At 41.0% G+C, this 12,489-nt stretch carries 10 protein-coding genes and 1 pseudogene; all 11 read left to right on the top strand.

From position 1 onward, the window contains the following. Nucleotides 1-650 precede the first annotated feature (650 nt). Nucleotides 651-1,997, top strand: coding sequence for a dihydrolipoyl dehydrogenase family protein (locus tag G343_RS0103055; protein ID WP_020006638.1), 1,347 nt, complete (start codon nucleotides 651-653; stop codon nucleotides 1,995-1,997). A 296-nt stretch (nucleotides 1,998-2,293) separates the two neighbouring features. Further along, nucleotides 2,294-2,701, top strand: a complete 408-nt coding sequence (gene merR / locus G343_RS0103060) for an Hg(II)-responsive transcriptional regulator MerR (RefSeq protein ID WP_020006639.1) — start codon at nucleotides 2,294-2,296, stop codon at nucleotides 2,699-2,701. Nucleotides 2,702-2,717: 16 nt separating this feature from the next. Continuing rightward, nucleotides 2,718-3,040: pseudogene (locus tag G343_RS14740) on the top strand (mercury transporter). Between the two features lie 59 nt (nucleotides 3,041-3,099). Further along, nucleotides 3,100-4,743 carry a mercury(II) reductase gene (merA, locus tag G343_RS0103070; protein WP_020006641.1) on the top strand — a complete coding sequence of 548 codons (1,644 nt, stop codon included), beginning with the start codon at nucleotides 3,100-3,102 and terminating at the stop codon, nucleotides 4,741-4,743. Nucleotides 4,744-5,034: 291 nt separating this feature from the next. Next, nucleotides 5,035-5,403: an ArsR/SmtB family transcription factor gene (locus G343_RS0103075; protein WP_020006642.1), complete on the top strand. Its 369-nt coding sequence runs from the start codon at nucleotides 5,035-5,037 to the stop codon at nucleotides 5,401-5,403. Next, nucleotides 5,396-7,630, top strand: a complete 2,235-nt coding sequence (locus G343_RS0103080; protein ID WP_020006643.1) for a heavy metal translocating P-type ATPase — start codon at nucleotides 5,396-5,398, stop codon at nucleotides 7,628-7,630. The genes G343_RS0103075 and G343_RS0103080 overlap by 8 nt, the downstream gene beginning before the upstream one ends. After that, complete coding sequence (locus G343_RS0103085) at nucleotides 7,627-8,247, top strand: CadD family cadmium resistance transporter (protein WP_020006644.1); 621 nt, start codon at nucleotides 7,627-7,629, stop codon at nucleotides 8,245-8,247. Before G343_RS0103080 ends, G343_RS0103085 begins: the two co-directional genes overlap by 4 nt. A gap of 210 nt (nucleotides 8,248-8,457) precedes the next feature. Continuing rightward, on the top strand, nucleotides 8,458-8,805 hold the full coding sequence (gene arsD, locus G343_RS0103090) for an arsenite efflux transporter metallochaperone ArsD (protein ID WP_020006645.1): 348 nt from the start codon (nucleotides 8,458-8,460) through the stop codon (nucleotides 8,803-8,805). Then, nucleotides 8,786-10,513: an arsenical pump-driving ATPase gene (gene arsA / locus G343_RS0103095; protein ID WP_020006646.1), complete on the top strand. Its 1,728-nt coding sequence runs from the start codon at nucleotides 8,786-8,788 to the stop codon at nucleotides 10,511-10,513. Before arsD ends, arsA begins: the two co-directional genes overlap by 20 nt. A gap of 1 nt (nucleotide 10,514) precedes the next feature. Beyond that, nucleotides 10,515-12,173, top strand: coding sequence for an FAD-dependent oxidoreductase (locus tag G343_RS0103100; RefSeq protein ID WP_020006647.1), 1,659 nt, complete (start codon nucleotides 10,515-10,517; stop codon nucleotides 12,171-12,173). Beyond that, entirely contained in the window at nucleotides 12,157-12,489 is a 333-nt protein-coding gene (locus G343_RS0103105; protein WP_033426511.1) for an ArsR/SmtB family transcription factor, read from the top strand. Before G343_RS0103100 ends, G343_RS0103105 begins: the two co-directional genes overlap by 17 nt.

Genomic DNA, 12,489 nt, shown 5'->3' on the forward strand with positions numbered 1-12,489 from the left:
ACGAACGATTGAATTTATACATTTTCCGGTTTTTATAGAGCGTTCGTTAAAGTGTACTTTTATGAACCTTAATGGTACTGTAAAATATTTAATTCAACTTATATAGTCGTTTCCCAATCCATGACAGACGCCTAGATACTAAAGTATAGTCATAAATTTTATGCTTTTCTCAATAGATATGAGGTTAGCGATTACTATCATTACGATATTTCCTTTAGGGTCGCGCACACTTGCCCAGAAATGAATCCGAAAATTCATGCCAATCATGCAGACATTGGTGGCATTTATCATCTTGTTATCCGGTGTTTACTTGCTTATTTATTTGACACACGGGCCGATTTTTTAATGCATGAAAAGGATGGAGTTAGTGGCAGATACAAAAATATTGAGGTGTTAGGGGCTCATCTTGTATCCGAAAATGCATGAAATGTGATTTACACGATGACATTAGCCGTTAATTTGCTTAACCATAGAAGATTTAAAAGAAAGTCTTGCTATATATTTAACAATGTTGTGCGGGATAAAAACACAGTGAAGTCACCGTTTAGTTAAGACGTTGGATTTTTTCAAACTGTGGATGAAGTACAGGGTTTCATTAGACAAAAACAAGGAAAACTTATTAAAGAGTGATTTCTATGAGGAGGATAATGATGACAAAGAAATACGATCTCATTGTGATTGGTACAGGTTCTGCGGGGTCAATCACAGCAGCAAAATGTAATAACGCCGACTGGAGTGTAGCCATGGTAGATGACAGGCCATTTGGGGGCACGTGTGCGCTGCGTGGATGTGACCCAAAAAAAGTTCTACATGGGGCAGCCGATCTCATCGATTGGAATAAACGAATGATTAGGAACGGAGTACCATCAGAGGTCTCCATCAACTGGAAAGATCTTATGAGCTTTAAACGAACCTTTACAGGTGATGTCCCGGAAAAAAAAGAACAAGCATTGAATAATCAGGGAATCGATACGTATCATGGCAAAGCATCTTTCATTAGTGAGGATCAACTTGAAGTAGATCAAGAAATACTCGAAGGGAAGCATTTCTTGATTGCTAGCGGTGCGAAGCCTACCCCTTTGCCTATACAAGGGGAAGAACATCTTACCTATAGTGATGAATTTTTGGAGTTGGATAAATTACCAAAAAGAATCGTCTTTGTTGGTGGGGGATATATTTCGTTTGAATTTGCTCATATCGCAGCACGTGCTGGCTCAGAAGTTCATATTATCCATCGAGGTCAAAGACCTTTGGAGAACTTTGATGTAGACCTTGTAGATATTCTTTTAGCAAAATCGAAAGAGATTGGCATTCAGGTACATCTTCAACATTCCGTTGAATCCATTGAAAAAGACCAAGGAAAGTTTCATGTGCACGCTCGAAAAAAAGAGGATATAATTCGGTTGGAAGCAGACATCGTCATCCATGGAGCCGGACGGGTTCCAGCGTTAGATATAAATCTTGAAAAAGGGAATATAAAAAGGAAGAAACATGGTGTCCATGTTAATGAGTATTTGCAAAGTGTAAGTAGTCCGAACGTCTATGCAGCTGGAGATGCTGCAGCAACGGATGGCTTGCCCCTCACACCTGTAGCCAGTGCAGATTCTCATGTTGTAGCATCTAATTTATTGAAAGGGAACAGCAAAAAAATTGAATATTCCGTGATTCCATCTGCTGTATTCACCGTACCGAAAATGGCGTCGGTAGGTATGAGCGAAGAGGAAGCCAAAAATTCTGGCCGGAATATTAAAGTAAAACATAAAAACATTTCCGATTGGTTTACGTATAAACGGACAAATGAAGGGTTTGCTGCGTTTAAAGTGCTAATTGACGAAGATAGTGATCAAGTTGTCGGTGCTCATTTGATTAGTAATGAAGCCGATGAACTAATTAACCATTTTGCAACAGCCATTCGTTTTGGAATTTCAACCAAAGAATTGAAACAAATGATATTTGCCTATCCAACGGCAGCTTCGGACATTGCCCACATGGTGTAAGTTTACGTAATGTGAGATGTTTATAAACCACTTTATCGTCTAATCTTGTTATATGATCTTAGAATCAAAAAGAAAATAACTTTTTTGACAGCCGCATTTTTCAACGGAAGAATGTGGCTTCTTGGCGTGAAGAGCAGATAGCTTTATTCTTAAACTTCTAAAAAACTTATGTGAACAATTGATAAATAAGGTTTTTTATCTGATCTGTTTTATAAGATTATTCTATAAAAGAAAAATAATGTATGACTTGACCGTGTACTATGGTACAGAGTTTATACTTTTATTGAGGTGACAATATGGGGATGAAAATCAGTGAATTGGCTAAAGCGTGTAATGTGAATAAAGAAACCGTTCGGTATTACGAGCGGAAAGGATTGATAGCCGGACCTCCCAGAAACGAATCAGGGTATCGAATATATTCAGAGGAAACAGCAGATCGGATACGGTTTATTAAACGAATGAAGGAATTGGACTTCTCGCTAAAAGAAATCCACCTGTTGTTTGGTGTAGTTGATCAAGATGGGGAGAGATGTAAAGATATGTACGTCTTTACCGTTCAAAAAACCAAAGAAATCGAGCGGAAAGTGCACGATTTGTTGCGGATCCAACGGTTATTAGAGGAATTAAAAGAAAAGTGTCCAGATGAAAAGGCGATGTATACCTGTCCCATTATTGAAACGTTAATGAGGGAGCCTGATAAATGAATAGGGGAAGATTTGGATGAAAAGACGCATTTCCTTAGGTAACGGCTGGGGTGTGTGGGCCTTTTCGGTATATTATTGGTTCCTTTACTTTGTTGTGCAGGACCGATTCTCCTTGTTGCATTAGGAGGTACAGGGATTGGTACCCTCTTTGCTGGTGCGACAAGAAATTGGTGGTTGACTGGCATTTTCGCAGCATTGGCCGTTGTTATGATTGCTCTGATTCTTAGCAAGTTCTTGAAGAATAAATACAATTCTCCTGAAGGCAACGGAAAAACAAAAAATAAAACGGAATGCTATACGCCTCCAGAGAGCATGGATCGGGAGCATGAGACAAGATGAATATGAGGTAAAAATGTACAGAACTGTCTATCAAACTTTAAATAGGAAGAGGGATTCAAATGACTCAAAATTCATATAAAATACCCATTCAAGGCATGACATGCACCGGTTGTGAAGCACATGTAACCGAAGCATTGGAACAAGTCGGAGCTAAAGATGTTTCGGCCGATTTTCGATGCGGTGAAGCATTTTTTAAACTCAGCGAGGATCGGATTGAAAAAGCTAAGAAAAATATTTCGGCAGCCGGCTATCAACCCGGAGAGGAAGAAAGCCAGGCCTCTGAAAACAGTGTAGATTTCAATCGGGATGGCGATTACGATCTTCTGATTATTGGTTCCGGCGGTGCGGCCTTTTCAGCCGCAATCAAAGCCAGTGAAAACGACGCGAAGGTGGCCATGGTGGAACGGGGCACGGTTGGAGGAACGTGTGTCAACATTGGATGTGTCCCTTCGAAAGCCATGCTTCGTGCCGGTGTCATCAATGGACTGGCACAGAACCATCCATTTAACGGCTTACAAACAGGTGCCGGTGCTGTGAACCTTGCGAAATTGACCGAGCAAAAAGATGAACTGGTCGGTCAAATGCGCCAAGAAAAATATATCGACTTGATCGACGAATACGGATTTGATCTCATTCGTGGTCAAGCCTCGTTTGTCGACGAAAAAACGGTACAAGTCAACGGAGAACACATTACGGCTCAAAGCTTCTTAATCGCAACGGGGGCAGATCCTGCGGTTCCAGACATTCCGGGATTGAGTGAGATTGATTATTTAACGAGTACGACAGCACTAGAATTAAAAGATGTTCCGAAACGTCTCGCCGTAATTGGTTCCGGTTATATCGCAGCGGAATTGGGCCAAATGTTTCACAATCTCGGAGCAGAAGTGACCCTTATGCAAAGAAGTGAGCGTTTGTTTAAGGCGTACGAACCAGAGATTTCTGACGCCATTGATGACGCCTTAACGGAGAAGGGGATCAACCTAATCACTGGCGTTACCTATCAAAAAGTCGAGCAAAACGACGATACGAAAAGCGTTACGATTGAAGTGAACGGCGAGAAACGAGTCATCACAGCCGATCAAGTGTTGGTCGCAACAGGCAGAAAGCCAAACACAGAGTCCTTAAACCTAGAAACAGCAGGCGTGAAAACAGGTGAAAAAGGCGAAGTATTGACCAACGAATTTTTACAAACGACAAATGTCCGCATTTATGCCGCAGGCGATGTGACACTCGGTCCACAATTCGTGTATGTTGCGGCTTATGAAGGGGGCGTTATCGCGGACAATGCACTCGGTGTGGCCAAACGGAAAATCGATCTTCGCTTTGTCCCCGGGGTAACATTCACGAATCCATCGATTGCGACCGTCGGGCTAACCGAACAACAAGCCAAGGTAAAGGGTTACGACGTGAAAACTTCGGTTCTGCCGTTGGATGCTGTTCCCAGGGCATTGGTCAATCACGAAACAACCGGGGTTTATAAACTTGTTGTTGATGCGCAAACCCGTAAGTTGATCGGAGCTCATATCGTCAGTGAAAATGCCGGGGATGTCATTTATACGGCGACCTTGGCGGTGAAATTCGGCCTGACCATTGAAGATCTTACGGATAGTTTTGCCCCCTATTTAACCATGGCCGAAGGTTTAAAACTCGCAGCCTTGACCTTTGGTAGGGATGTGTCGAAATTATCTTGTTGTGCGGGTTAAACTTATATGATTAATCTTCCTCAAACGGGTGCGATTGCTAAAACATGAGCAGTCGCTTTTTTATTAGACGGAACAGAATAGTTCTATAAATGTTTGGATGTAAATAATTAAGGAACCCAGCTAATCTTTTCATGTGAGGGGTAGCTAGGTTTTTAAAGTTGGATATGCAAAATATCACTTAAAATAGGTGCAAAATAAAACCAAAAGTCACAATTCAAACATCTGATTGAATAAAGAAAAACAAGATGATATACTATATTCAAACAAATATTTGAATGACGGGGTGTATGTATGAATAAGAAAGAAACATGTGAAGTTTTTTGTTATGACGAAGAAAAGGTTAACCGGATGCAAGAGAATTTACAAACTGTCGATATTGCCGGTATATCACAGATGCTTAAGGCTATTGCCGATGTGAATAGGGCAAAAATCACCTATTCCTTATGCAAGGAAGAGGAATTATGCGTCTGTGACATCGCAAATATACTCGGTGTGACTGTAGCAAGTGCATCTCATCATTTACGCACGCTCTACAAAGAAGGCATCGTTACATTCAGGAAAGAAGGGAAACTCGCGTTCTATTCTCTGGAAGATCAGCATATTAAAGAAATCATGACGATTGCATTAATACATAAGAAAGAAGTGATAACCAATGTCTGAAAGGATTGCAGAACTGACTGAAGAAGAAAAAAATATTTACCGTGTTCAGGGGTTTTCTTGTGCGAATTGTGCAGGGAAATTTGAGCGCAATGTGAAGAAACTACCTGAAGTTCAAGATGCGAAGGTGAATTTTGGCGCATCAAAAATTTCTGTATATGGTTCTGCAACGGTTGAGGAACTGGAAGAAGCAGGAGCATTTGAAAATCTCAAAGTGGTGCCTGAGAAATCCCGAGAAGAAAGTGGACAAGACAAAAAAGAAAAGGAAGTAACCATTCCATTTTATAAAAAGCACAGCACTCTGCTCTATTCGCTACTATTTATCGCTTTTGGCTTCATTTCAATGTTGGTGAATGGTGATGACAATATTCTTACACCGCTGCTATTCATCACTTCCATGATTGTCGGAGGGGCTTCAATGCTGAAAACGGGTCTCCAGAATTTAGTCCGGTTTGAATTTGATATGCGAACCCTGATGACAGTCGCAGTGATTGGCGGTGTCATCATCGGAGAATGGGCCGAGGTCGCCATTGTTGTCATCTTGTTTGCCATCAGCGAAGCGTTGGAGCGTTTCTCGATGGATCGAGCAAGGCAATCCATCAGTTCATTGATGGATATTGCTCCTAAAGAGGCACTTGTCAGACGCAACGGACAGGAAATGACAGTGCACGTCAATGATATTGCTGTGGGCGATATCATGATTGTTAAGCCTGGACAGAAAATTGCTATGGACGGCGTAATTGTCAATGGTTACTCTGTAATCAACCAGGCAGCAATCACAGGTGAATCAGTGCCGGTTGAAAAATCGCTCGATGATGAAGTATTTGCAGGGACACTGAACGAAGAAGGCTTACTGGAAGTTAAAATCACTAAATTGGTTGAAGATACGACCATTGCCAAAATCATTCATCTGGTGGAAGAAGCACAAGGTGAGCGTGCTCCTGCCCAGGCATTCGTTGATAAATTTGCAAAATATTATACACCCATCATTATGGGTGTCGCAGTGCTGGTTGCGATTGTACCGCCGTTATTTTTCGGTGCCAGTTGGTCTACTTGGGTATACCAGGGGTTAGCGGTCCTCGTTGTAGGTTGTCCATGCGCATTGGTGATTTCCACGCCGATAGCGATTGTTTCAGCAATCGGAAATGCTGCCAAGAAGGGAATCCTTATAAAAGGGGGGGTTTACCTCGAAGAAATGGGTGGATTAAAAGCCATTGCATTTGATAAGACCGGCACACTCACAAAAGGCGTCCCGGTTGTAACCGATTATCGTTTAATCGACAATGCAGTTGATGAAAAGGAAATGCTGGCAGTCATCACAGCATTGGAAGATCGTTCCCAGCATCCATTGGCATCCGCTATTATAAAGAAGGCAGACAGTTATAACCTTCCTTATTCTGATATCTTTGTCGAAGACTTTTCTTCCATTACAGGCAAAGGGATACGGGGTAAAATCAATAATGAAATGTATTATGTTGGCAGTCCGGCATTATTTGAAGAGATACAGGCAACTAATTTCAATGATGCAATTAAAAGTGATGTCAAAACACTTCAAGAACAAGGTAAGACCGTTATGGTTGCAGGAACGAAAAATACAGTTCAGGCAATTATTGCAGTCGCGGATGAAGTCCGCGAATCAAGTAAAGCGGTAATCCAGAAGCTGCATCAGGCAGGCATCGAAAAAACAGTCATGCTTACGGGGGATAATCATAGTACCGCCAGTGCGATTGGTTCACATGTCGGTGTCACAGATATTCAATCTGAATTACTCCCGCAGGATAAACTAGACGTAATCAAGCAACTAAAAACTGATTATCGTCATGTAGGCATGGTCGGTGATGGGGTCAATGATGCGCCAGCATTGGCAGCTTCCACCGTGGGTATCGCTATGGGTGGCGCCGGTACAGATACCGCTCTTGAAACAGCAGATGTCGCCTTAATGGGCGATGACCTGAAGAAACTGCCTTTTACCATCAAGCTCAGCCGCAAAACATTGAACATCATCAAAGCGAATATCGCTTTTGCCATTGGAATCAAACTGATTGCTCTATTGTTGGTCATCCCAGGATGGCTGACACTATGGATTGCGATTCTCTCGGACATGGGTGCCACTTTAGTGGTGGCCATGAATGGTTTGAGGCTTATGCGTGTGAAGGAAGATGAATTAAGCTTGGGTTCTTCCCAGATAAATAAAAGTACTGATGCTGAAAAATTGGAGTTGGAACTATGATTGTAACGGCATTTACAGCTGCTGCCGTTTATGTAGCGACAGGAATCGACTACCTCGTTATATTGATTCTTCTATTTTCGCAAATCAAAAAGAGTAATCAAATAAAACATATTTGGATTGGACAATATATAGGGACAGTCATTATTATAGGCGCAAGTCTTCTGGTCGCATTGGGAGTAGCCAATTTTATTCCTCAACAATGGATGATCGGCCTGCTTGGATTGCTGCCACTTTACCTGGGTATCAAAATATGGATCAAAGGGGAAGAGGACGAAGATGAAGATAACATTCTCTCCCTTTTCTCTTCAGGCAGATTTAATCAATTATTTATAACGGTCACTTTCATTGTACTGGCTTCCAGTGCGGATGATTTTTCTATCTATATACCATACTTTACAACTTTAAATATGATGGAAATCGTTATTGCCATCATTGTTTTCATGATCATGGTTGGTGTTCTATGTCTAATCAGCTATCGATTGGCTTCCTTGGATTTTATTTCAGATAAAATCGAAAAATATGAACGTTGGATCGTTCCAATCGTCTTTATAGGATTAGGAATTTATATCCTATTTGAAAATGGCACATTCAACGCTCTGTTCTCATTCCTATTTTAATAGAAAATTTTATAAGCCGATATCTCTCTTTTAATGTGAGATATCGGCTTAATTTTAGTGCAAAATATCACTTAAATAAGTGCAAAATAAAGTCAAAAGTCACATTGAGATATTACATATTAAAAAAATTAAAATCAATATATATACATATATCTATATAGATGTTAATCTATATATGAAATTAATTCGATTAATAAGGTGCGTGCTATTATGTTGGAAGTAAAATTTTATGAAGAAGAAATGTGCTGCTCTACAGGCGTGTGTGGGCCGTCACCGGATGAGACACTTATTAAAGTGAACCAACTGGTTGAAGCATTAAAAAGTAACAATATTAATGTAGAACGCTTTAATCTGACCAGCTCTCCCAACGAGTTTATTGGGAATAAAAATATCATATCCAAAATCAAAGAACAGGGCGTAGAAATCCTACCCATCACTGTCATTGACGATCAAATTGTTAAAATGAAAGAGTATATGACTGAAGAAGAAGTGAACGATATTATTATGGTGAATCAGTTGCGGAATGGAGGGTGTTGTGGTGGAGACGGATGTTGCTAAAGACATGCAAAAGATAACCCCCCAAAGTATCGAGCTGACCAAATATCTTTTTTTCACGGGTAAAGGCGGCGTCGGTAAAACGACTGTATCCAGTGCATTGGCCTTGAATTTGGCAAAAGCAAACTTTAAAGTGGCGCTGATTAGTACAGACCCGGCGAGTAATCTGCAGGATGTCTTTAATATGGAATTGACAAATAAACTCCTTCAACATCCAGACTACGAGAATTTGGCCATTGCCAATTTTGATCCGCTGACAGCTGCGGCGGACTACAAAGAGAATGTTGTAAAGCCGTATGAAGGCATATTGCCGGAAGAGACCTTGAATAATATGAAGGAACAGCTCAGTGGGTCATGTACAGTCGAAGTGGCTGCATTCAACGAGTTCACCCACTTTTTATCCGATGAAAAGATAGCGTCTTATTATGATTATATTATCTTTGATACAGCACCGACGGGTCATACGTTAAGAATGTTGGAATTACCGACGGCGTGGAATGATTATCTGGATACAACGAGTCATGAGGCCTCTTGTCTGGGCCAACTTTCCGGCTTGGATGACAATCGTCAAAAATATAAACAGGCGTTGGAAAGATTGCGGGATGAAAAAAGCACAACCATGATGTTGGTCACCCGTCCGGAGCATTCTGCAATGAAAGAACTCCAAAGAGCGCAGGATGAATTGAAAGATCTCTCTATTCGTCATTTTAAGATTATCATTAATGGTTATATTGATTCTGTTCATGGTGAGATCTCCAGGCATAAAAAATATGAACAGGATGTTGTTATTGAAAGCTTTTCTGAATGGTTGAATGGGAATGAAGTGTATCAGGTACCCTATAGCGGGCGGATCAATCGCACGCTTGCTGATGTCGGTGGTCTTTTTGATGACACCAATGACATTGAAGCAGATACATTTGTAAAAGAGCATCACCCAATGATTGAAGGGCTGATAGAAGAGATTGAGACCAGTGGTGTCCGTTATCTCTTCACAATGGGGAAAGGCGGCGTCGGTAAAACGACAGTTGCCACTTTACTGGCTGAAACACTCGCTTCTAAAGGATATAGCGTTCATTTGGCCACCACAGATCCAACGAAAGAAATTATTTCTACGCAGAATCTTGCTAATCTGGTCACTTCATTCATCGATGAAGAGGCATCTTTACAAACTTATAAAGCAGAAGTCCTTTCCGCTCTAGGGTCAGATATTTCACAAGCAGATATAGATTATATTGAAGAAGATCTACGGTCGCCGTGTACCGAAGAAATAGCTTTCTTTAAAGCTTTCAGTAAAGTGATGGAGAATAATGACGAAGCCGATTATATAGTGGTCGATACGGCACCGACCGGTCATACCTTATTACTTCTGGATTCAAGTGAGAGTTATCATGAAGAATTGAAGAAGCAGGGGAATCATGCGACAGACTCAGTGCAAACATTGCTGCCGAAAATTCAGGATCAAAATTTAACACAAATGATTATTGTGACTTTGCCTGAAGCCACGCCATATTACGAAGCCAGTCGTCTATCTGACGATCTGGATCGGGCAGACATTGGACATAAGTGGTGGGTGATCAATCAATCCTTGGTTACCCTGGACAAGAAGGATAAATTATTCAGCAATAAGAAAAAAGACGAATCGAAATGGATTGAGATGATTAAAAACCGAAGTGAAAATCAATATCATCTTATCCCTTATAAGGAGAAGTAGAATGAAAAAAATTGTGATTATCGGCTCAGTCGCTGCAGGGACAAGTGTAGCGGCAAAAGCGAGAAGAAATGATGAAAATGTAGAAATTACTGTCTATGATAAAGACACTCATATTTCGTATTCTGTTTGTGGCATCCCCTATTTTATCGGGGGAGAAGTCGAGGAAGTGGATGAATTAACACCAAGAGATGCCAAATGGTTTAAAGATAGATTCAATATCGATATCCATACCCAACATGAAGTGTTAAATATAGATAAAGAGAATAAGACCATTTCAGTCAAGAACTTGATGACGGGTGAAATATTTGATCAGGCATATGATGAACTTGTCCTCTCCACAGGATCACGTCCGAAAGAACTGCCGCAACTGGAATCCAAAGATTACAAAAACGCCTTTCAAGTTAAAAACATCAATGATGCCAAAGCCATTCATCAATACATTAAAGCCAACCATGTGGAAAAGATTGCGATTATCGGCGGTGGCTTCATTGGTTTGGAAATGTTGGAACAATTGGCTAAATACCAGACCACGATTATTCAAAGAAGTACATTTATGAGTAATCTGGATCCGGATATGAGTTATATGATTGAAGAATATCTTCAAAAGAAAGCAAATGTCATCACAGGGGAGACGATTGAGCATGTTGTCGGAGCAGATTCGATCGAACAGCTCGTGCTGCAAAGTGGCACGCGGATAGATGCTGATATGGTGATATTGGCGGTCGGTGTGCAACCCAATACATCATTGGCCGAAAAAATCGGCGTTAAAATCGGCATCACCGGGGCCATTCAAGTCAATCAGTATTTGGAGACGAATATCCCGCATGTCTATGCGATTGGCGATGTGACAGAAAGCTTTAGTATCGTTTCTGGTCAGCCGTTATACAGACCCCTCGGTTCGACAGCAAATAAAATGGGCAGAATTGTCGGTGATCGTCTAACCGGTGGGGACTTAGAGCATAAAGGGATTCTGGGTACCGGTATTGTACGGGTTTTCGATATGACCATTGCCCAGACAGGTCTGACTGAAAAAGATGCGAACCAACTGAATATGAAAGTAGATGTCATCCACAACATCAAACCGAATCAGCCGGAGTATATGAAAGGCAAAGAAATGGTCATTAAAGCCATCATTGATAAAGAAACGTCCAGAATCGTGGGCGCACAAATTGTAGGCTATGAAGGGGTCGATAAACGGATTGATGTCCTTGTGACTGCAATTACTTTCGGCGCAAAAATAGAAGATTTATTTCACCTGGATCTTGCCTATGCACCAACTTTCTCTACTACAAAAGATCCGATTATCTACACAGGAATGATTGGCCATAATATTCAAAGAGGCAGAAACATCATCACGCCGAAAGCACTCACGGAAAGAGCAGCGCAGGAGGATATCCATGTCATCGATGTCCGTTCTCCAAAGCAATATGAAGTGAATCATGTAAAAGATGCCGTAAACGTTCCCCTGAAAAACTTAAGAGACTATGCAGAAGAAGTAGACAAAGATCAAACGATCGTCACCTATTGCAACAAGGGCACGACCGGCAATGCGGCACAAAATGTGCTGATCAACCTCGGATTTGAAAATGTCTATAATCTATCAGGGGGCAATAAAAACTATCAAAGGTATGTGAATTCAATTGATAAAAGAAGAAAATAAAGTCAGTTATCAAACACTCTCTCAGTATCTAAAGGTCATCGCTGATAGTAATCGTTTGGAAATATTGGACCTACTCTCATGTGGGGAACTCTGTGCCTGTGATCTATTAGAGCACTTCGAGTTCTCTCAGCCCACATTGAGTCATCATATGAAAACACTGAGAGACAATAACCTGATTTTAATGAGAAAAGATGGAAACAAAAATATGTATCGTTTAAACACAGAAGTCATCAACAATCTGACAGATCGGCTGTCCCTTTTAAGTTCGGATACTGTCCCTTGTATCTGTGAAGACATCAGGAAAGGCACCTGTTAA

Origin of the sequence: Salinicoccus albus DSM 19776 (genome assembly GCF_000385175.1) — a bacterium.
Classification (GTDB): Bacteria; Bacillota; Bacilli; order Staphylococcales; family Salinicoccaceae; genus Salinicoccus; species Salinicoccus albus.

Excerpts from the sequence above, each read along its gene's own strand:
- G343_RS0103055 (WP_020006638.1), top strand. The coding sequence starts at position 651 with ATGACAAAGAAATACGATCTCATTGTGATTGGTACAGGTTCTGCGGGG.
- merR (WP_020006639.1), top strand. The coding sequence starts at position 2,294 with ATGGGGATGAAAATCAGTGAATTGGCTAAAGCGTGTAATGTGAATAAA.
- merA (WP_020006641.1), top strand. The coding sequence starts at position 3,100 with ATGACTCAAAATTCATATAAAATACCCATTCAAGGCATGACATGCACC.
- G343_RS0103075 (WP_020006642.1), top strand. The coding sequence starts at position 5,035 with ATGAATAAGAAAGAAACATGTGAAGTTTTTTGTTATGACGAAGAAAAG.
- G343_RS0103080 (WP_020006643.1), top strand. The coding sequence starts at position 5,396 with ATGTCTGAAAGGATTGCAGAACTGACTGAAGAAGAAAAAAATATTTAC.
- G343_RS0103085 (WP_020006644.1), top strand. The coding sequence starts at position 7,627 with ATGATTGTAACGGCATTTACAGCTGCTGCCGTTTATGTAGCGACAGGA.
- arsD (WP_020006645.1), top strand. The coding sequence starts at position 8,458 with ATGTTGGAAGTAAAATTTTATGAAGAAGAAATGTGCTGCTCTACAGGC.
- G343_RS0103100 (WP_020006647.1), top strand. The coding sequence starts at position 10,515 with ATGAAAAAAATTGTGATTATCGGCTCAGTCGCTGCAGGGACAAGTGTA.